At 65.4% G+C, this 20,720-nt stretch carries 18 protein-coding genes; 4 read left to right on the top strand and 14 right to left on the bottom strand.

The window, feature by feature from the left end; genetic code table 11:
- Window positions 1–4: 4 nt before the first annotated feature.
- From purH to EL335_RS10600, 7 genes are read right to left on the bottom strand one after another with little or no spacing between them, the layout of a single operon-like run.
- A complete protein-coding gene (gene purH, locus EL335_RS10630; protein WP_126446748.1) occupies window positions 5–1,576 on the bottom strand; it encodes a bifunctional phosphoribosylaminoimidazolecarboxamide formyltransferase/IMP cyclohydrolase in 1,572 nt (523 codons plus the stop codon).
- A 10-nt stretch (window positions 1,577–1,586) separates the two neighbouring features.
- Window positions 1,587–1,826: a helix-turn-helix domain-containing protein gene (locus EL335_RS10625; RefSeq protein WP_126446746.1), complete on the bottom strand. Its 240-nt coding sequence runs from the start codon at window positions 1,824–1,826 to the stop codon at window positions 1,587–1,589.
- Window positions 1,823–2,824, bottom strand: coding sequence for a tRNA dihydrouridine synthase DusB (dusB, locus tag EL335_RS10620; protein WP_126446744.1), 1,002 nt, complete (start codon window positions 2,822–2,824; stop codon window positions 1,823–1,825). The genes EL335_RS10625 and dusB overlap by 4 nt, the downstream gene beginning before the upstream one ends.
- A gap of 48 nt (window positions 2,825–2,872) precedes the next feature.
- Window positions 2,873–4,162 carry an FAD-dependent monooxygenase gene (locus tag EL335_RS10615; protein WP_126446742.1) on the bottom strand — a complete coding sequence of 430 codons (1,290 nt, stop codon included), beginning with the start codon at window positions 4,160–4,162 and terminating at the stop codon, window positions 2,873–2,875.
- Entirely contained in the window at window positions 4,159–5,466 is a 1,308-nt protein-coding gene (locus EL335_RS10610) for an aminopeptidase P N-terminal domain-containing protein (RefSeq protein ID WP_126446740.1), read from the bottom strand. Before EL335_RS10610 ends, EL335_RS10615 begins: the two co-directional genes overlap by 4 nt.
- A gap of 10 nt (window positions 5,467–5,476) precedes the next feature.
- On the bottom strand, window positions 5,477–6,160 hold the full coding sequence (murU, locus tag EL335_RS10605) for an N-acetylmuramate alpha-1-phosphate uridylyltransferase MurU (protein WP_126446737.1): 684 nt from the start codon (window positions 6,158–6,160) through the stop codon (window positions 5,477–5,479).
- Window positions 6,160–7,158 (bottom strand): aminoglycoside phosphotransferase family protein, encoded by a 999-nt coding sequence (locus EL335_RS10600; RefSeq protein WP_126446735.1) that lies wholly within the window; start codon window positions 7,156–7,158, stop codon window positions 6,160–6,162. The genes murU and EL335_RS10600 overlap by 1 nt, the downstream gene beginning before the upstream one ends.
- Window positions 7,159–7,494: 336 nt before the next feature.
- On the opposite strand from EL335_RS10600, the gene EL335_RS10595 reads away from it, so the two are divergent.
- From EL335_RS10595 to rsmA, 4 genes are read left to right on the top strand one after another with little or no spacing between them, the layout of a single operon-like run.
- The gene (locus EL335_RS10595) at window positions 7,495–10,077 is read left to right on the top strand and encodes an LPS-assembly protein LptD (RefSeq protein WP_126446733.1); all 2,583 of its coding nucleotides are present in this window, start codon (window positions 7,495–7,497) and stop codon (window positions 10,075–10,077) included.
- A 5-nt stretch (window positions 10,078–10,082) separates the two neighbouring features.
- Window positions 10,083–11,375 (top strand): peptidylprolyl isomerase, encoded by a 1,293-nt coding sequence (locus EL335_RS10590; RefSeq protein WP_126446731.1) that lies wholly within the window; start codon window positions 10,083–10,085, stop codon window positions 11,373–11,375.
- Window positions 11,347–12,306 carry a 4-hydroxythreonine-4-phosphate dehydrogenase PdxA gene (pdxA, locus tag EL335_RS10585; RefSeq protein WP_126446729.1) on the top strand — a complete coding sequence of 320 codons (960 nt, stop codon included), beginning with the start codon at window positions 11,347–11,349 and terminating at the stop codon, window positions 12,304–12,306. Before EL335_RS10590 ends, pdxA begins: the two co-directional genes overlap by 29 nt.
- The gene (gene rsmA / locus EL335_RS10580) at window positions 12,303–13,085 is read left to right on the top strand and encodes a 16S rRNA (adenine(1518)-N(6)/adenine(1519)-N(6))-dimethyltransferase RsmA (RefSeq protein WP_126446727.1); all 783 of its coding nucleotides are present in this window, start codon (window positions 12,303–12,305) and stop codon (window positions 13,083–13,085) included. Before pdxA ends, rsmA begins: the two co-directional genes overlap by 4 nt.
- Before the next feature lie 48 nt (window positions 13,086–13,133).
- Here the strand turns inward: rsmA and ftsZ are convergent, their stop codons facing one another.
- From ftsZ to murG, 7 genes are read right to left on the bottom strand one after another with little or no spacing between them, the layout of a single operon-like run.
- Complete coding sequence (gene ftsZ, locus EL335_RS10575; RefSeq protein ID WP_126446725.1) at window positions 13,134–14,336, bottom strand: cell division protein FtsZ; 1,203 nt, start codon at window positions 14,334–14,336, stop codon at window positions 13,134–13,136.
- Window positions 14,337–14,373: 37 nt separating this feature from the next.
- The gene (gene ftsA / locus EL335_RS10570) at window positions 14,374–15,612 is read right to left on the bottom strand and encodes a cell division protein FtsA (protein ID WP_126446723.1); all 1,239 of its coding nucleotides are present in this window, start codon (window positions 15,610–15,612) and stop codon (window positions 14,374–14,376) included.
- Entirely contained in the window at window positions 15,609–16,430 is an 822-nt protein-coding gene (locus EL335_RS10565) for a cell division protein FtsQ/DivIB (RefSeq protein ID WP_284155339.1), read from the bottom strand. The genes ftsA and EL335_RS10565 overlap by 4 nt, the downstream gene beginning before the upstream one ends.
- Entirely contained in the window at window positions 16,423–17,349 is a 927-nt protein-coding gene (locus EL335_RS10560) for a D-alanine--D-alanine ligase (RefSeq protein WP_126446721.1), read from the bottom strand. Before EL335_RS10560 ends, EL335_RS10565 begins: the two co-directional genes overlap by 8 nt.
- Complete coding sequence (gene murB, locus EL335_RS10555) at window positions 17,349–18,224, bottom strand: UDP-N-acetylmuramate dehydrogenase (protein ID WP_126446719.1); 876 nt, start codon at window positions 18,222–18,224, stop codon at window positions 17,349–17,351. Before murB ends, EL335_RS10560 begins: the two co-directional genes overlap by 1 nt.
- The gene (gene murC / locus EL335_RS10550; RefSeq protein ID WP_126446717.1) at window positions 18,224–19,621 is read right to left on the bottom strand and encodes a UDP-N-acetylmuramate--L-alanine ligase; all 1,398 of its coding nucleotides are present in this window, start codon (window positions 19,619–19,621) and stop codon (window positions 18,224–18,226) included. The genes murB and murC overlap by 1 nt, the downstream gene beginning before the upstream one ends.
- Window positions 19,618–20,673: an undecaprenyldiphospho-muramoylpentapeptide beta-N-acetylglucosaminyltransferase gene (gene murG / locus EL335_RS10545; RefSeq protein ID WP_126446715.1), complete on the bottom strand. Its 1,056-nt coding sequence runs from the start codon at window positions 20,671–20,673 to the stop codon at window positions 19,618–19,620. Before murG ends, murC begins: the two co-directional genes overlap by 4 nt.
- Window positions 20,674–20,720: the final 47 nt, after the last annotated feature.

The raw sequence follows: 20,720 nt of genomic DNA, 5'->3' as shown, positions 1-20,720 counted from the left end.
GATCTCAATGCCTGAAATGACGATAACCCGTGAATACCATCGCCACGTTCTGCTCGTCGGCGGCGGCGATCACCTCGGCATCACGCACCGAGCCGCCGGGCTGGATCACCGCGGTGGCGCCCGCCTGGGCGAGCACGTCGAGGCCGTCGCGGAACGGGAAGAAGGCGTCGGAGGCCACCACCGCGCCCTTGACGGTGAGGCCGTTGTTCTCGGCCTTGATCGCGGCGATGCGCGCCGAATCGACGCGGCTCATTTGTCCTGCGCCGACACCGACCGTCATCTCGTCCTTGCAATAGACGATCGCGTTGGACTTGACGTACTTGGCGACCCGCCAGGCGAACAGCAAATCGCGCATCTCGACTTCCGTCGGCACGCGCTTGGTGACCACCTTGAGATCGGCCGCGGTGATACGTGCTTCGTCTGCCGTTTGCACCAACAGCCCCCCGCCGACGCGCTTGAAATCGAGCTGGCCGGGAGTTTTGCCCAGCGGCACGATCAGCACGCGCAGATTCTGTTTGGCGACGAAGACCGCGCGTGCCTGAGGGGTGATTTCCGGCGCGATGATCACCTCGGCGAACTGGCCGGAGATCGCCTCGGCGGCCGCCTGGTCGATCGGACAGTTGAAGGCGATGATGCCGCCGAAGGCCGAGACCGGGTCGGTCTTGAAGGCACGGCGATAGGCTTCCTCGGCCGTCTTGCCGAGCGCCACGCCGCAGGGATTGGCATGCTTGACGATCACGCAGGCCGTGCTGTCGAAGGCTTTCACGCATTCCCAGGCGGCATCGGCATCGGCGATGTTGTTATAGGAAAGCTCCTTGCCCTGCAGCTGCTGGTAAGAGGCGATGCTGCCCGGCACGGTTTGCGGTTCGCGATAAAAAGCGGCGGCCTGATGCGGGTTCTCGCCGTAGCGCAGAGTGGCGACCTTGTCGAAGGCCAGTTGCAGACGTTCCGGGAAAGCGGTGGGTTGATTGTTCGCATCGAGGCGGGTGAGCCAGTTGGCGATGGCGGCATCATAGCGCGCGGTATGCACGAAGGCTTTTTTGGCCAGCGCAAAACGTGTCGCAGCGCAGATCTTGCCGCCGTTGGCCTTCAGCTCCGCGAGGATGGCTGGATAGTCGGCCGGTTCGACGACGACCGCGCAACCGCCGTTCTCGTCGCCGTGATTCTTCGCCGCGGCGCGCACCATGGTCGGGCCGCCGATGTCGATGTTCTCGATCGCCTCGAAAAGCGTGCAATCTTTCCTGGCGACGGTCTGCTCGAATGGATAGAGATTGACGACGATGAGGTCGATGGTCGGGATGCCGTGCTGTTGCAAGGTCGCCTCGTGCGCCGCGTTGCCGCGAATGGCGAGGATGCCGGCATGCACCTTCGGGTGCAGGGTTTTCACGCGGCCGTCGAGCATTTCCGGAAAGCCGGTGTAGTCGGCGATGTCGGTGACGGCAAGGCCTGCCTCGCGCAGAAGCTTCGCCGTGCCACCCGTCGAGAGGAGCTTTATGCCCAAGGCGGCGAGTTCGCGCGCGAAATCGACCACGCCATGCTTGTCGGATACGCTGATGAGTGCTTGCTTGACTTTCATGGAATTTCCCTCAAGACGATTGATCCAGCTGGTATTGGGCGAGCTTCCTTCTCAGCGTGCTGCGGCTGATGCCGAGCATTTCCGCCGCGACGGTCTGATTGCCCCGTGCCTGTTTCAGCACCACTTCGAGCATCGGCTTTTCGACGCAACCGATCACCATGTCGTAGATGGCATGCGGCGTCTCGCCGTCGAGATCGCGGAAATAGCGATTGAGACTGCGACGCACGCAGTCGGCTAGGTCGTTGCTCATGCCGCCTCCGCGTAAATCGGCTGATTGCCGGCCCGCTGGCCGAGGAAGAATTCGTCGGCGGCGGCCAGTTGCGCCGTGACGTTGTCGAGCTGGTTCATCATGTGCCGGAAACGCGCTGCCCCCGCGATGCCCTTGGTATACCAGCCGATGTGCTTGCGGGCGATCTTGATGCCGGTCTCCTCGCCATAGAAGGCGTAGAGGTCGGTGAGGTGTTCGCGCAGGATGGTGTGGATTTCATGGCAAGTCGGCGCTGGCAGGACGGCACCGGTCTTCAAGTAATGCTCGATCTCGCGGAATAGCCAGGGACGACCCTGGGCCGCGCGGCCGATCATCACGCCGTCGGCCTGCGTGTAGTCGAGCACGAACCTGGCTTTTTCGGGGGTGTCGATGTCGCCGTTGGCGATCACCGGGATGTTCACCAGCGTCTTGACCAGCGCGATGGTGTCATATTCGGCCTGGCCCTGATACTGGTCTGCCCGCGTGCGGCCGTGGATGGCGATCGCCCGCACACCGCATTCTTCAGCGATCCGTGCAATGGTCGGTGCGTTCTTGTTCTCGCGGTTCCAGCCGGTGCGGATCTTGAGCGTCACCGGCACCCCCGGCACCGCCTTGACGACGGCCTCGAGAATCCGCGCCACCAGGGGTTCGTTCTGCATCAGCGCCGAGCCGGCCATCACGTTGCAGACCTTCTTGGCCGGGCAGCCCATGTTGATGTCGATGATCTGTGCGCCGCGCTCGACGTTGTAACGCGCCGCGGCGGCGAGCATGTCCGGATCGGCGCCGGCGATCTGCACGACGATCGGCTCGACTTCGCCTGCGTGATCCGCACGCCGGCGCGTCTTGGCACTGCCATAGAGCAGCGAGTTCGAGGTCACCATCTCGGAGACCGCCAAGCCCGCGCCGAGCCGCTTGCACAACTGCCGGAACGGGCGGTCCGTCACCCCGGCCATCGGCGCGACGAACAGATTGTTGCGCAGCGTAAAGCCGAGGTAGTTCATGGTCAGACGTAGCAGCAGGCAGGGATGGGGAGGGGCGAATTCTAACGCCTACCATCCTCTTGCGCCGAACATCATGCGTCGGGCCAGGAAGGAGCGGGCGGGGGGGCACAGATCGAGCGCCAAGAGCCCCGCGCCGCGCAGGTGCTTGAGTGGGCCAAAATCGTTCGAGAAGAGCCGCACCAGAGTGCCGGTGAATGTCGCGGTGGCCAGGCGGTCGAGCCGGCGGCCGCGGGCATAACGGGAGAGTAGCTCTGGATCGCCGGGATCCGCGGCGTCACGCAAAGTGTCGGCAAGCTCCGCGATGTCGCGCAGCGCGAGATTGAAGCCCTGGCCGGCGACCGGGTGCAGCGTCTGCGCCGCATTGCCGATCCAGACGGCGCGTTCGGCAATCACCTGCCGGCGCATGCGCAAGCCGAGCGGATAGACCTGGCGTGGGCCGACACCGGCGAGTGCCAGCCGTGAGCCGAAACGCATCTGCAATAGCGCCAGGAAGTCGGCATCACCCAGCGCCGCGATACGCTCGCTGTCGGCGGCCGGACAGGTCAGCACGACGGCGTAACCGTCGTTGAACCCAGATTGTCCATTAGACCGTCCTGTCAGCGGATGAGCGTGAGCAAACCTTGTCATCCTGGACTGCGCGGGCGTTTCCGGTCTGCGGGCGGGCCCTTCGCGCCCGCGTTCCTCGCCAATAGTCACGGCTATTGACTCGTCACGCGGACGCAAATCGCCTCGCCCTCGCCTCGGAATCGCCTCGCGCCCTAATGGACGATCTGGGTTGAAAGGCAACAGCGCGACCGGGCCTTCCGGGGTGAACCGTTCCCAGGCGATGTGACCATGCGATGCCACGCCCTTGGCGAGACAAATCACCGCATGCTGACCGTAGTCGCGCACGACGAGATCGGCGCCATCGTCGATGCGGCCCTCGGCATGGACGGTGAGCAAGGCATCCGTGGTGGCCGGCGCCGGCGTTTTTTCGGCATAGTCGATGCCGACGCGGCTGATCGCCGCATCGAGCGCAGTGGCCAGCGCACCGGCAGAGAGCACATAGCCCAGCGCCGGCACGCCCTCCTCATCGGCGCTGATGAGCGTGCGGCCCAAGCCGCCGGCATGCGAGACGTGGATGGTCTCGATCGGCGTGTGTGGGATGTCCTGCCATACCCCCAGCGCTTCGAGAATCAGCCGCGCACCATGCGAGAGGGCGAGGATGCGGGCATCGAGCTTCGCCGCGCCGCGCGGACGGATATCGACGATGCGGCTCATCACGCCATTGCGCCAGAGGGCGAGCGCGAGCGCCATGCCGGCAGGTCCCCCGCCGATGATCAAGACAGGTGCGTTCATCGTTTCATCTCCGCCTCGATCTCGGCGATGGTCTTCGGCGCATCGCGTGAGAGAACTTCACGGCCATTCGTCGTGACCAGCACGTCGTCCTCGATGCGGATGCCGATATCGTGAAAGGCCGCTGGCACATCGTCGGCGGCGCGCACATACAGGCCCGGCTCGACGGTGAGCGTCATTCCCGCTTGGAGTGTCGTCCAGGCATCGTTCTGGCGGTATTCGCCGGCATCATGCACGTCCAGTCCCAGCCAATGGCTGGTGCGGTGCATGTAGAAGCGCTTGTAGGCTTCCGACTCGATGAGGCCATCCCGGCTACCGACGAGCAATTTGAGGTCGATCATGCCTTGAACCAGCACGCGCAGCGCCGCCTCGTGCGGGGCGAGAAAACTTGCCCCGGGTTCGACCGCCGTGATCGCCGCGGTCTGGGCGTCGAGCACCAGCTCATAGAGGTCGGCCTGCGGGCCGGTGAAGCGGCCACTGACCGGAAAAGTGCGCGTGATGTCGCTGGCATAGCCGGCGAATTCGCAGCCGGCGTCGATCAAAAGGAGCCTGCCATCCTCGAGCGGCTGGTCGTTGGCGACATAGTGCAGGATGCAAGCGTTCGCGCCGCTGGCGACGATCGGCGGATAGGCCGGCGCCTGACAACCTTGGCGGCGAAACTCGTGCAGGAACTCGGCCTCGATCTCGTATTCGTATTTGCCCGGCGCAGTGGCGCGCATCGCGCGACGGTGGGCGCTGGCGGCGATTTGCGCCGCGCGGCGCAGCAGCGCGATCTCGTGCTCATCCTTGATGAGGCGCATCGCGTCGAGCACGGCGCGCACATCATGCGTGACGCTCGGCGCGCGCTTGCCGGCACGCGTTTGCGCCCGCACCGCGTTCATCGCCTTGACGATGCGGGCATCCCAATCGGCCTCGAAGCCGAGCGAATACCACAGCGCTGGCTGGTCGGCCAAGAGGTCGGGGAGTTTTGCGTCGAACTCGGCAATCGGGTGGGCGGCATCGAAACCGAAGATTTCGCGCGCTGCTGCCGGGCCGTAGCGGAAGCCGTCCCAGATTTCCTTCTGGGCATCCTTTTCGCGGCAGAACAGGAGCGTCTGGGGGGTATTGCCTGCCACCAGCACGAGGACGGCCTCGGGCTCGGGAAAGCCGGTCAGGTAGTGGAAGTAGCTGTCGGCGCGAAACGGGAAATGCGTGTCGCGGTTGCGGATGTGCTCGGCGGCGGTGGGGATCACCGCCACGCCACCGCCGGAAGCCGTCATGCGGTCGAGTAGGCGTTGACGACGGTTGCGGAAGGGAAGGAGATCCATCGGAAAAATGCTAGCACGCATGCCGCAGGTCGATGTCCAGTTGAGTCAGGCGCTCGGGTGTGCCGACATCGACCCAGCGGCCGCGGTGGTATTCACCGCTCACTTGTCCGGCGGCGACCGCGTCTCTCAGCAAGGGCGCGAGCGGTGCTGCCGTGCCGCGCACGATGTCGGCAAACAGTTGCGGACGGTAGATGCCGATGCCAGCGAAGGTGAGGCGCTGTGCCGTCCCGGCAGCGCCGACTTTGCAGCCCTCCAGCAGGCTGAAATCGCCGTGCGGATGGTGGGGCGGATTGTCGACCAGCACGAGATGAGCGAGCATGTCGGCGGTGAGCGCGTCTCGGGCACGGGCGAAATCCCAATCGCAGAAGATGTCGCCATTGACGACGAGAAACGGCTCATGGCCTAAAAGCGGCAGCGCATTGGCGATGCCGCCCGCCGTCTCCAGTGCGCCCGCGGGCTCGGCGGAGTAATGGATCGTCACATTCCAGGCATCGCCATCGCCGAGCAAGGCCTCGATCTCGTCGCCGAGATGGGCATGGTTGATGATGATCTCCCGAAAGCCGGCGCGCGCCAGGCGTTCGAGATGCCAGACGATCAGCGGCTTGCCGGCCACCGGCAGCAAGGGTTTCGGCGTTCGGTCGGTGAGCGGCCGCATGCGTTCGCCGCGGCCGGCGGCAAGAATCATTGCTTTCATCAGAATGTATAGGCCACTTGAGATTGTCGGTTTTCCAGTTTGTCGATCAGGCGCAACAAGGGTGCCAGCTCGCCGTAACGTTCGCAGGTGCTACGCAGATAGCGGGCGACCCGCGGCATGTCCTTGAGGTAGCCGTCCTTGCCATCGCGGTGGTAAAGGCGCGCGAAGATGCCGAGCACCTTGAGATGCCGCTGCACGCCCATCCACTCGTAGTCGCGGAAGAATTCGCCGAAGTCGGCGCGCACCGGCAAGCCCGCGCGCTTGGCCTTTTCCCAGTAGCGCGCCAGCCAGTCGAGGGTCTGCTCCTCGGGCCAGTCGACATAGGCGTCCTTGAAGAGCGAAACGAGGTCGTAGCTGATCGGCCCAAAGACGGCATCCTGGAAATCGATCACCCCGGGCGCGCTGCCTGTGACCATCAGATTGCGCGAGTGATAATCGCGATGCACGAATACGCAAGGCTCGGCGAGATTGACGGCGAGGATTTTCTCGAACACCGCTGCGAGCATGTTCCGCTCGGCAGAATCGAGCTCGACGGCGAGATGCCGTGCGACATACCATTCAGGAAACAGGTCGAGCTCGCGTTTGAGCAGCGTGCGGTCATAGGCCGGCAACGCGCCGGGACGGCTCGCGCGCTGGATGTCGATCAGCGTCTCGAGCGCGGCACGGTAGAGGGAATCGGCATCGGCGCCTGCCGCCAATGCAGCGAGATAGGTGGTCGAACCGAGATCAGAGATGAGCAGAAAGCCTTGTGCCAGATCCTTTGCCAGTACTTCGGGTACATGCGCGCCGGCAGCGCGAAACAGCCGTTGCACATCGAGCCACGGACGCACGTCCTCATGCGCGGGCGGCGCATCCATGACGATGTACGTGGCGCCATCGTCCAGGGTGACGCGAAAATAGCGGCGGAAACTGGCGTCGGCCGAGGCCGGGGCGAGCGCGAAGCGCCGCCCGGTGAAATGTCCGGCCAGCCAGTCTTCGATCGCTTCGCTCCGCTCCACGCAATCCCTTCCAGCGCAAGGTAGAATCATTGAACCCAGATTGTCCATTAGGGTGCGAGGCGAGGGCGAGGCGATTTGCGTCCGCGCGACGAGTCAATAGCCGTGACTATTGGCGAGGAGCGCGGGCACGAAGGGCCCGCCCACAGATGATGCGCGCCCGCGCAGTCCAGGATGGCAAGGCTTGCTCACGCCCATCCGCTGACAGGATGGTCTAATGGACAATCTGGGTTTGATTCTAACATCGGCATGCGATGCGCCTGGCGCCGCTGGCGCTGACGACGACCAACGATTGCGATGACGTTCGATAGGAAAGGATGGAGGCGAGCGGGCTGGGCCATGGGCGGGCTTGCGCTCGCGCTCGCCGGGATGCCTGCAATCGCGGCCGTCGGTCTGCCGCTTCTGCGCGTCGATCCGGCGCTTTTGAGCGGCGCGCCTGCGTCTGCCAGGTCCGCGCCCGGCAATGCGCAACCGGCAACCCCGGCTTCTTCCTCTCGAGCCGCGCCGATGCCGCCGGCCTCGGCCGCGCCAGCGGCTGCCCCTGCGCTTTCTGCGCCTGCCGCGCCCGTCCAGGAGCCGTCCACCCGCGCCGCCGAGTGGCCCGCATCGGCCGACATGACGCCTGGCCAGGCCGGCAGCGTGCCGCGGCTGCCGACGACGCCCTTTTCCCGCACCGACAAGACTGCCGCCCCGACCACGGTCACCGCCGACCGGATCGAGGGCATCAATGAGCAGGAAGTCGTGGCCGAGGGCAATGTGCTGGTCGAGCGGGGCGGCGATACGCTGCGCGCCGATCGCCTCGTCTATCGGCAGCTCGATGACGAGGCCGAGGCCACCGGTAACGTGCGTCTTACCTCACCCAACACGACGATGAGCGGCCCGCGGCTGAAGATGCGCCTCGAAGCGAGCACCGGCGAGTTCGAGAAACCGGAATACACGATCCGCCATCCCCGTCCGCCGGTACCGGAACCGGCGCTGACATTGCTGGGGCTGCCGGCGATGGACGAGAGCGGCAACGTGGTCGTGCAATCTGGCCGCATGCTTGAGCGTCCGCCGGTGACCGGCAGTGGCAGCGCGGCAAAGCTCGAGTTCCGCGGCAAGGATCGGTACCGGCTCTCGGAATCCACCTTCAGCACCTGCGCGCCGGGCCAGCGTGACTGGGAAATCTATGTCGATACGCTGGACCTCGACTATGTGCACGAGGAGGGGAGCGGACGCCATGCGACGGTGCGCTTCAAGGACGTGCCGCTGCTCTATCTGCCCTGGATGAAATTTTCGCTCAACAACCAGAGGAAGAGCGGTTTCCTGCCGCCGACGATCGGCTCGACCAGCAAGAGCGGCTTCGAGGTCACCGCGCCGTGGTACTGGAACATTGCCCCCAACATGGACGCGACGCTCACGCCGCGCCTGATGACGCGCCGCGGCGTGCAATTGAACGGCGAGTTCCGTTACCTGCTCGACACCGAAGCGAACCGCACCCAGGCGGGTATGCCCGACAAAGGTCAGGTGCGCATCGAATATCTGCCCGGCGATCGCTTGGCCGACCGCGACCGCTACGGCTATGCGCTGATCCACACCCAGAACCTCGGTCACGGATTCTCGGCGTCGCTGAATGTGAATGGCGTTTCCGACGACAACTACTTCAGCGACCTGTCGACACGCATCAGCCAGGTCTCGCAGGGCAATCTGTTGCGCCAGGGGGTGCTCAACTACGCCGGCCCGTGGTATGCCGCCTCGCTCAATCTGCAAGCCTTCCAGACCCTGCAGAATCTCGCCAAGCCCTACCAGCGGCTACCCCAGCTCACGGGCAGCGCCTTCCGTTACGATCTGCCGTATGGTCTCGCGTTCAACCTGAATGCGGAATATGTGAATTTCGATCATCCGACCAATGTGCTCGGCAAGCGCACCATCGTCTATCCGCAGTTGTCGCTGCCCTTGGCCACCGCGGCGCTGACGCTGACACCGAAGATCGGCGTGCATGTGACCCATTACGAGCTTGCAGGTCTCAACCGTCCCGCAGCGGCGACCTTCCGCACCGTGCCGACCAGCCAGAACCGGGCGCTGCCGATCTTCAGTCTCGACGGCAGCGCGGCGCTGGAGCGCAACACGGACTGGTTCGGCAAGACGCTCATGCAAACGCTCGAACCACGCGCCTACTACGTTTTCATTCCCAAGCGCGACCAGAAACAGATCCCGGTGTTCGATAGCGGCATCGCCGATTTCAATTTCGCCCAGATGTTCTCGGAAAACCGCTATGCCGGCGGCGACCGCATCGGCGATGCCAACGAGCTGACATTGGCCGTCACCTCGCGACTGATCGACCCGGCAAGCGGCGCCGATCTGTTGCGCGCCACCATCGGCACTCGTCATTACTTCACCGACCAATCCGTGACGCTGCCGGGGGAAAAGGCCCGCACCGACCGCGCCGCCGACATCCTCGCCACGCTCGCCGGTCAGGTGCTGCCGCGCACTTATGCCGACGTCGGCTGGCAATACAACCCGCGTGATGGGCGCACCGAACGTCTCACCCTGGGCGGGCGTTACCGGCCCGAAGCCGGCAAGGTGCTCAACGTCGCCTATCGCTATAGCCGTGACCTGCTCGGCCAGATCGACGTCTCGGCGCAATGGCCGTTGTTCGGCGGCTGGCATGGGGTGGGGCGCTACAATTATTCGACCAAGGAACGGCGCGTCATCGAAACCATCGGCGGACTCGAGTACGATGCCGGTTGCTGGGTCGGACGCTTCGTCGTGCAGCGGCTGGCGACGATCGCCGAGCAGCCGACCACGGCACTGTTCTTCCAGCTCGAATTGAACGATTTTTCGCGCATCGGCTCGAATCCGCTGCAACTTTTGCGCCGCAGCATCCCGGGCTACGGCGTGATCAACCAGCCGACCGCGGACCCGGTGTTCGCCGAGAATTGAGGTTTATGAGACTTGCATCCCTGCTCCTCCTGTTTTTACTGCTGCCGGCGCTGGGTTTTGCCCAGCCGCGTCAGCCGATCGCGCTCGATCGCGTCGTCGCCGTCGTCAATGACGAGGCGATCACCGACAATGAGTTGCGCGAGCGCCTCGGCGCCGTCACCCGCCAATTGCGGCAGCGCGGCACGCCGCTGCCACCGCCGGAAGTGCTCGAAAAGCAGATCCTCGAACGCCTGATCGTCGATCGCTTGCAACTGCAGTTCGCCAAGGAAACGGGCCTGCGCATTCTCGATGCCGATCTCGATGCCGCATTGCGCCGCATCGCGGCCAACAACAGGATGTCATTGGCCGAGTTCCGCGCCGCGCTGGAAAAGGATGGCATCGACTGGCAGCGCTTTCGTGAGGAGATTCGCGGCGAGATGATCATCGCCCGGCTGCGTGAGCGCGAGGTCGACAGCCGCATCGTCGTCTCCGACGGCGAGATCGACAATTACCTCGCTCATCCCGAACAGGCGGAGCAGAGTGCGCTCGTCACCCTCGGCCACATCATCATCCGCGTACCCGAGCAGATCGACGCGACGCGTCTGGCGCAATTGCGCAACCGCGCCGAAGAAGCGCTCGCTCGCATCAAGGCCGGCCAGGATTTCAGCCAGGTGGCGGCGAGCTATTCCGAAGCGCCCGATGCGCTCTTGGGCGGCATCCTCGAACCGCGGCCCGCCGATCGCCTGCCGACGCTCTATGCCGAGGCGATCGCCAAGCTGCAGCCCGGCGAGGTGAGCAGTATCCTGAGGAGCCCGGCGGGTTTCCACATCGTCAAACTGATCGAGCGCAAGGGCGGCAGCGTCGGCGACGGCCTGATTCGCCAGACCCATGCGCGGCACATCCTGATCAAGGTGGGTGAGCTCACCTCGTCCGACGAGGCGCGCCACAAGCTCGTCGGCCTCAAGGAACGCATAGACAACGGCGCCGACTTCGCTGAGCTGGCGCGGCTGTATTCCAACGATCTCTCGGCGGCCAAGGGCGGCGATCTCGGCTGGCTCTATCCCGGCGATACCGTGCCAGAGTTCGAGCGGGCGATGGATGCGCTGAAGATCGGCGAAGTCAGCCAGCCGGTGCAATCGCCGTTCGGCTGGCATCTGATCCAGGTGCTCGAACGCAAGAATGCCGCGGTGGGCGACGAGCGCAGGCGCATCCTGGCGCGCCAGGTCTTGCGCGAGCGCAAATCCGACGAGGCCTATGAAGACTGGCTCAGGCAATTGCGCGATCGCGCCTATGTCGAATACCGGCTCGAAGAGCGCTAAACCGGTCATTGCCGTCACCAGCGGCGAGCCGGCCGGCATCGGCCCGGACATCTGTCTTGCGCTGGCGCAGCGTTCGTTCGATGCACGACTCGTCGTGTTCGGCGACCGCGAACTCTTCGCGCAGCGCGCCCGCCAGCTGGGCCGCGTCATCGGCGCACTCGAGATTCGCCACATCCCTCTCGCAAAGCCGGCGGCTTCGGGACGGCTCGATCCAGCCAATGCGCGTTACGTGCTCGACCTGATCGATGCCGCGCTTACGGGCTGCACGAACGGCGAGTATGCGGCGCTGGTCACCGCGCCGGTGCACAAGGGCGTCATCAACGACGCCGGCATTCCCTTCACTGGGCATACCGAATATCTGGCCGAAAAGACCGCAACACCACATGTCGTGATGATGCTCGCCGGCGGGGACTTGCGCGTCGCGCTGGCGACGACGCATCTGCCGTTGAAGGATGTCTCCGCGGCGATCACGCCGCCTGGGCTCGAAACGACGATCCGTATCCTGCACGCGGATTTGCAAACCAAGTTCGGCATCGCGCGGCCGCGCATCCTGGTCGCCGGCCTGAACCCGCATGCCGGCGAAGGAGGACACCTGGGTCGCGAGGAAATCGAGGTGATCCTGCCGGTGCTCGACAAGCTGCGCGGCGAAGGCATGGACCTCGTCGGCCCCTTGCCGGCCGACACGCTATTCACCCGCAACGTACTCGCCGGCTCCGATGCGCAGCTGGCGATGTATCACGATCAGGGCCTGGCGGTGCTCAAATACGCCGCCTTCGACGAGGGCGTCAATGTCACACTGGGCCTGCCGATCATCCGCACCTCGGTCGATCACGGCACGGCATTGGAGCTCGCCGGCACAGGTCGAGCCTCGCCCACCAGCCTTTTTGCGGCGGTCGATGCGGCGATCGACATCTGCCGGCGCCGTTCATGAAAGCGCATCAGCCCAGGAGGCGCTTCGGGCAGAACTTCCTCGTCTCGCCGGGGGTGATCCGCAAGATCGTCGCCGCGATCGCGCCGCGCCCGGGCGATGTCGTCGTCGAGATCGGCCCGGGTTTGGGGGCGCTCACCGCCCCGCTCCTTCTGCGGCTCGACCATCTCTTCGTCATCGAGATCGACCGCGACCTGATCACCCATTTGAGAAGGCATTTTCCTTCCGAGCGGCTGACGATCTTTGATGGCGATGCGCTGCGCTTCGATTTCGGCCTGCTCGAAGGCGACGGGCCGCTGAAGATCGTCGGCAATCTGCCCTACAACATCTCGAGCCCGTTGCTGTTCCATCTGACGCGATTCGCCGACCGGATCGCCGAGATGCATTTCATGTTGCAGAAGGAAGTCGTCGACCGGATGGTCGCCGCGCCGGGGTCGGGCGCTTATGGGCGGCTGTCGGTGATGCTGCAATACCGCTTTCAGCTGGAGCGGTTGTTCATCGTGCCACCGGGGGCGTTCGATCCGGCGCCGAAGGTCGACTCGGCCGTGGTGCGCATGATCCCGCGCAAACTCGGCGCTGGCGAGACGGCACGAGACGAAGCCCTGTTCTCCCGGCTGGTGACGGCAGCCTTTTCCCAGCGACGCAAGATGCTGCGCAACACGCTGAAGGAATTCGGCGGCGAAAGTTTGCTCGCGGCACAAGGCATCGCCCCGACGGCGCGGGCGGAGGAGCTGCCAGTCGAAGCCTACGTCAAGTTGAGCAACGCGTTGGCCGCGGGATGAAACGCCCGGGGGGAGGCGAAACCCCGGGCGTTTCTCGGGCAGATACGATCAGTCGGCCTGCTTGCGCAGAAACGCCGGGATATCGATGTTGGAAAGGCCCACGTCGACCATGTCGCGGGCGCGACTGTCGCGATGGCCGCGCGGATTCGGCGTGAAGAAGTCGTCGAGGCTTCCTGCCGGCGTATTGCTGCCGGCGATGTTCATTACACCAGCCGTGGGGTCGCTCATCGCGGCTGAGGGTGGCAGGTCGTAGGTGCCGGTACGCTGGCCGCGGCCTTCGCCATAGACGAGTTTCGGCTGCGCCTTGGCCTTGGCGCCGAGCCCCGTGGCCACCACGGTGACGCGCAGGCGGTCTTCCATCGCATCGTCGAACACCGCGCCGCAGATCACCGTGGCCTCCGGCGCCGTGTAATTGTGGATGGTGGCCATCACTTCCTGATATTCCTTGAGGCCGAGCGAGCTGCTGGCGGTGATATTGACCAGCACGCCCTTCGCGCCGGAAAGTTCGATGCCTTCCAGCAACGGGCTGGCGACCGCCTGTTCGGCAGCCAGGCGCGCGCGATCGACCCCGGCGGCGGTGGCCGAGCCCATCATCGCCTTGCCCATTTCGCCCATCACGGTGCGCACGTCCTCGAAATCGACATTGACCAGGCCCGGCACGTTGATGATCTCGGAGATGCCGCCGACGGCATTTTTCAGCACGTCGTCGGCGGCCTTGAAGGCATCCAGCATGCTGACCTCCTCGCCGAGCACTTCCATCAGTTTTTCGTTGAGGATGACGATCAGCGAGTCGACATGTTGCGAGAGCTCATTGATGCCTTCTTCGGCGACCTTGCCACGCCGCCCTTCGAAGCCAAACGGCTTGGTGACGACCGCCACGGTGAGGATGCCCAGCTCGCGCGCCACTTCGGCGATCACTGGCGCGGCGCCGGTGCCGGTGCCGCCGCCCATGCCGGCGGTGATGAAGCACATGTGCGCGCCGGTGAGCATCTCGGCGATGCGCTCGCGCGAGGATACCGCATGCTGGCGCGCGCGTTCCGGCTTGCCGCCGGCGCCTAAGCCCGGGCCGAGCTGCAGCTTGACGCCGGCCGAGGAAGTTTTCAGCGCCTGCGCGTCGGTGTTGATGCAGATGAATTCCACGCCGCCGACGCCCTCGCGGATCATGTGTTCGACGGCGTTGCCGCCGGCGCCGCCGACGCCGATCACCTTGATGATGGTGTCGTTTGCTTCCCGATCGATGATTTCGAACATTTCGCCTCTCCTGTCGTTGCCAATGCGTTACCAAAAATCACAGATTGCGGGCAAACCAGGCGCGCATGCGCCCGAATACCTGCCCGAGAGTCAAAGGGGGTTCCTTGCCGCCGCGCTGCCGCTGTGCCAGACCCTCCAGCAACAGTCCCATCGCGGTGGCATAGCGCGGGTTTCTGACGAAATCGGCCAGCGGTCCGGCGTAGTTCGGCACGCCGACTTTCACCGTGTTGTGGAAGATTTCCTCACCGAGCTCGCACATGCCTGGCATCTGCGCGGCGCCACCGGTGAGCACGATGCCGGCGCGCAGCAGGCGCGCATAGCCGCTTTTGATCAGCTCCTCCTGCACCTTCTGGAAGATCTCTTCGACGCGCGGCTGGATGAAGCCGGCCAGCGTCGCGCGCGACAGCGTCGTCGCCGGGCGGTCGCCAACCCCGGGCACTTCGAGCATTTCCTCCGGGTCGGCGAACTGGGAGAGCGCCACGCCGTAGCGCAGTTTGATCTCTTCGGCATCCTGGGTCGAGGTGCGCAGCGCGATGGCGATGTCATTGGTGATCTGGTCGCCGGCGATCGGGATCACCGCGGTATGGCGGATCGCCCCCTGGCTGAACACGGCGACATCGGTGGTGCCGCCGCCGATGTCTACGAGGCAGACGCCGACATCCTTCTCGTCGTCGGTGAGCACGGCATTGCCCGAAGCGAGCGGTTGCAGCACCAGATCGACCACTTCCAGGCCGCAGCGGCGCACGCACTTGACGATGTTTTGCACCGCGGTGACCGCGCCGGTGACCAGATGCACCTTCACTTCGAGGCGGCGGGCATCCATGCCGATCGGTTCCTTGACGCCGTCCTGGCCGTCGACGATGAATTCCTGCACCAGGGTGTGCAGGATCTGGTCGTCGGCCGAGATCGGCGTGGCATTCGCCGCCTCGATGGCGCGCGCGACGTCGTATTGCGTGACCTCGCGATCCTTCACCACCGTCATGCCGTTGGAATCCTTGCTCTTGATGTGGCTGCCGGCGATGCCGGTATACACTTCCTTGATCTTGCAGCCGGCGACCATCTGCACCTCGGCGATCGCCTTCGAGATGTTGTTGACGGTGGCCTCGATATTGACCACCACGCCTTTCCTGAGACCGCGCGATTCCTGGGTGTCCTGCGTGCCGAGACCGAGGATGGAAAGTTGCCCCTCGTCATTCACTTCGGCGACGATGGCGACGATCTTCGAGGTGCCGATGTCGAGACCGGCGATCAGTTCGCGATTCTTGTCCTTGCTCATGACTGCTTTCCTGCCTTCACTGGAGGCAGTGGCTCGACCGGGCGCCCGGCGCCGATGAGCGCGAAACCGTTCGGGTAACGCATGTCGGCGCCACGGATGCTGCCGAAATGCGCCTTGATGTCTGGATAGTGGGCGACGAAGCGGGTCAGCCGGGCATTGAGTGGCTGGCGTTCCTCGTCGCGGCCCAATTCGATCGTCACGCCGTCGTCGAGCTCGAGATGCCAGGCGCGACGCGGCGAGAGCGTCAGTGCGGTGACATGCCGGCCCAGCGGCGCGAGCTGGCCATCGAATATGGCCAGGCGCCGGAGGATTTCGGCAGCCGTCTTAGGCGGGCCGCTGAGCAGCGGCAGAAAAGGTGCATCTTCCGGCGGCTCGGCATCGAATACCTCGCCGAACGTGTTGATGAGCCCTTTCTCGCCGTTCAGGTGGCGCCACTGCGCGACGGCTTCGTGCTCTTCGAGCGTTACCATGAGGCCATCTGGCCAGTGCCGGCGCACCGCGGCGCGACGCACCCAGGGCAGCGCCTCGATACCTGCCTGGACTGCGGCGAGATCGACCGTGAAGAAATTGCCGCTCGCCGAAGTGCGTGCCGCATGGGCGAGCTGAGCCACGCCGACATGCTGCGGCGCTGCCGTGAGCACCACTTCGCGCAACGGGAACAGCGGCAGGCGCTGCAGACTGACCAGCGCCGCCCAGCCCAGACCGACGATGCCGAGCGCGAACAACACGTCGGCGATGAGATGCATCAGCGCCGGCTGATGCCACAACCCCGCCGGCTCGGCATTCGCGATGCGCGGTTTGCCGCGTTTGCTAGCCACAGCGTGCCTCCGCCAGAATCGTCAGCACCAGGGCGGTGAAATCGATGCCGGCGGCTTTGGCTGCCATCGGCACCAGTGAATGGCCGGTCATGCCGGGCGCGGTGTTCATCTCCAGCAGGCGGAAACTGCCGTCATCAAGCAGGATCAGGTCGGCGCGTCCCCAGCCGCGGCAGCCGAGCGCATCGAAGGCGAAAAGCACCGTGCGGGCGATCTCCGCTTCCTTGGCAGCGTCGATGCCGGCTGGACAGTGATACTTCACGACATCGGTGAAATACTTGTTCTGGTAGTCGTAGCGGCCTGCGGGCGCCTCGATACGCACCAGCGGCAACGCCCGGCGGCCGAGCACGGCGGCGGTGAGCTCGGTGCCCATGATGAATTCCTCGGCCATGACTTCCTCGTGGCGGCCATCGGGCAAAGTCGCGGCGGCGGCGAAGGCAGCGGCGAATTCTTCCGCGCGCATCACCTTCGTGACACCGATCGAAGAGCCTTCGCGCACGGGCTTGACGATCAGCGGTAGCCCGAGCTCGGCAATCACGGCAGGCCCCTGATCGCCAGCCGTGACCAGAAGCGAGCGTGGCACCGGCAGCCCGCAGGCCCGCCAGAGCAGCGTCGTGCGTCGTTTGTCCAGCGCCAGCGCCGAGGCGAGCACGCCGCTGCCGGTATAGGGAATCTTCATCAGATCGAGCGCGGCCTGCACGGTGCCATCCTCGCCCGCGCCGCCGTGCAGGGCGATGAAGGCGGCATCCGGGCGATCATCGACGAGCCGCCAGATCGGCTGCTCGGCCGGATCGAAGGCATAGGCTTTGATGCCGGCGGCAAGCAGCGCGGCAAGCACCGCCTGGCCCGAGATCAGCGAGATCTCGCGCTCGGCGGAATCGCCGCCCATCAACACCGCCACCTTGCCAAACCTGCCTGCCATCAGCGTCTTGCTCCGAGAATGCGCACCTCGCGCACCAGTGTCACTGCGAATCTTTCCTGCACTTCGGCCTGGATGCGGCCGATTAAGCTTTCTATCGCGGAAGCGCTGGCCACGCCCCCCGGATTAACGATGAAATTCGCATGCTTTTCGGACACCCGTGCGCCGCCGAGCTCCAGACCCTTCAGTCCAGCGGCTTCGATCAGGCGTGCCGCGTGGTCACCCGGCGGGTTTCTGAACACCGAGCCGGCATTCGGCAATTGCAAGGGCTGCGTCGCGACGCGCCGGGCGAGCAGCTCGCGGATCTTCGCGCGCGTCGTTGCAGGATCGCCGGCAGAAAAGCGCAGCCAGGCGGCGACGAAGATTTCGTCGCAAGCCTCTTTCAGGCCGCAATGGCGGTAGCCGAGCGCGAAATCAGCCGGCGTGCGTTCGATCGGCCTGCCTTGCCGGTCGAGCATCAGCACCCGTTCGACGAACTGCCAGATTTCGCTCCCAAAGCAGCCGGCGTTCATCGCCAATGCGCCGCCGATCGTGCCAGGGATCCCGGCCAGGAATTCGGCGCCAGCGAGGGCATGGTTCGCGGCGTAGCGCGCCAGTTTCGGTGCGGCCACACCCGCCTCGACGTAGATCGTGCCGTCTGACGTCAAACGCAGCGCGTCCAGCGCGCCATGCGTGAAGATCGCCGTGCCGTCGAAACCGCCATCGCGGATCAACAGGTTCGATCCCAGCCCCACCATCAAGAGCGGCTCGTCGCAACGCAGCCCGGCCAGGAAGTGGGCGAGATCATTGAGGTCGCGCGGGAAACAAGCCTTGGCGACGCGTCCGCCGGCACGCCAGGTGACGTGCTTGGCCATCGGTTCGTCGGCGCGGATTTCCATCAGGCGTCTTTCTCCGCGAGCAATTTCGCCGGCACCGCGCCGATCGAGCCGGCACCCAGCGTGATCACCACGTCGCCGTCGCGTGCGGTTGCGAGGATGGCTTGTGGCAGTTCGGTGACATCCGCGACGAACAGCGGTTCGACCTTGCCGGCGACGCGCAAGGCGCGGGCCAGCGCCCGGCCGTCGGCGGCGACGATCGGCGTCTCGCCGGCTCCATAGACTTCGGTGAGCAGCACGGCATCTGCCTGCGACAGCACCCTGACGAAATCCTCGAAGCAGTCGCGCGTGCGCGTGTAGCGGTGCGGCTGGAAGGCGACGACGATGCGCCGGCCGGGAAACGCACCGCGCACGGCGGCGAGCGTGGCGGCCATCTCGGTCGGGTGGTGGCCATAGTCGTCGATCAGCGTGAAGTGGCCGCCGTCCGGCAGCGCGATGTCGCCATAGCGCTGGAAACGCCGCCCAACCCCGGTGAATTCGGCGAGCGCCTTCAGGATTGCCGTGTCGCTACAGCCGACTTCCGTGGCGACGGCGATGGCGGCGAGCGCATTGCGGACGTTGTGTTCGCCGGGCAGGTTGAGCGTCACCGGAAGGTGCGAGACCATGCCGTTGCGGCGTACGCAGTCGAAGCGCATCCGGCCATCGATCGCGCGCACGTTCTCGGCGCGGATGTTGGCGTCAGGACTGAAGCCATAGGTGACCACCTGCTTGGCGACGCGCGGCAGTATTTCGCGGACATGGGGATCGTCGATGCACAGCACCGCGACGCCATAGAACGGCAGGCGATGCAGGAAATCGACGAAGGCCTGCTCGAGCCGGCCGAAATCGTGGCCGTAGGTCTCCATGTGATCGGCATCGATGTTGGTCACCACCGCGATCACCGGCGAGAGGAACAGGAAGGAAGCATCCGACTCGTCGGCTTCGGCGACGAGGAACTCGCCTTGCCCCAGGCGCGCATTCGCGCCGGCCGAATTGAGACGGCCGCCGATCACGAAGGTCGGGTCCAGTCCGGCCTCGGCCAGACAGCTGGCGGTGAGGCTGGTGGTCGTCGTCTTGCCGTGGGTGCCGGCGATCGCGATGCCCTGCTTGATGCGCATCAGCTCGGCGAGCATCTGCGCGCGCGGCACGACCGGAATGTGACGTTGCCGCGCGGCGAGGATTTCCGGATTGTCGTCCTTGACCGCGCTCGAGACCACCACCGCATCCGCGCCGGCGATATTCCCGGCGGCATGGCCGATCGCCACCTGCACGCCGAGTCCGCGCAGGCGGCGCGTCGTCGCGGATTCGGCGAGGTCCGAGCCGCTCACTTCGAAACCCTGGTTGGCAAGCACCTCGGCGATGCCCGACATGCCGGCGCCACCGATGCCGACGAAGTGGATGCGTTTGACTTTGTGTTTCATCGCGACACCTCGATGCAGCTTTGCGCAACGGCCTCGGCCGCAGCCGGCTTCGCCAGCGCACGCGCCTTTTCCGCCATCTCGAGCAGCTGCGGGCGTTTCAGATCGCGAATCAGCGCCAGCCTCTCCGGAGTCAACTCGCCTTGCGGCAGCAGGATGGCGGCGCCGGCCTGGGCGAGGAAGCGCGCATTGGCGGTCTGATGGTCATCGACCGCATGCGGAAACGGGACCAGAATGCTTGCGACACCCGCACAGGCGAGCTCGGCGACCGTCGAGGCGCCGGCCCGGCAGATCACCAGGTCCGCCCATTCATAGGCGCCCGCCATGTCCTCGATGAAGGCCACCGTGTGCGCCCTGACGCCGGCGGCGGCATAGGCGGCGCGCAAGGCGTCGAGATGCTTCTCGCCGGACTGATGCACGACCTCGGGACGTTCGCCTTCCGGCAACGATGCGAGTGCCTTCGGCACGGTTTCGTTGAGCGCCGCTGCGCCGAGACTGCCGCCGAGCACCAGCACTTGCAGCCGGCCGCTGCGCGCGCCGTAACGCTCGGCGGGCGGCGGCAACGCGGTGATCTCCGGCCGCACCGGGTTGCCGACCCATTGGCCCCGTTTGAACGTATCGGGAAAGCCGGTCAGCACGCGATCGGCGACATGGGCGAGTACCCTGTTGGCAAGCCCGGGGATCGCATTCTGCTCGTGCAGCACGAGCGGGATACCGCGCAAGCTGGCCATCATTCCGCCGGGGAAGCTGATGAAGCCGCCCAGGCCCAGCACGACGTGCGGGCGGATGCGGCCGAAGGCGCGCCAGGCCTGCCAGAAGGCGGTGAGCAGGTTGAACGGCAGCAAGAGCTTGCGCGCAAGCCCCTTGCCGCGCAGCGCGGAGAATTTCACCCAGGCCATCTCATAGTGGCGCGGCGGCACGAGCTTCGCTTCCATGCCGTCCGGATTGCCCATCCAGACCACTTGCCAGCCGGCATCGCGCAAGATGTCGGCGACCGCGAGACCCGGCATGATGTGGCCGCCCGTTCCGCCCGCCATGATGACGATGGTCTTCATGCTGCCGCCGGGCCGCCCCAAGGCAGCATGCGCCCCCCTGTGGGGGG

This window comes from Sulfuricystis multivorans (assembly GCF_003966565.1).
Classification (GTDB): domain Bacteria; phylum Pseudomonadota; class Gammaproteobacteria; order Burkholderiales; family Rhodocyclaceae; genus Sulfuricystis; species Sulfuricystis multivorans.
Note: the sequence above shows the minus strand (reverse complement) of the source record. Positions and strands in the feature narration are given on the sequence as shown.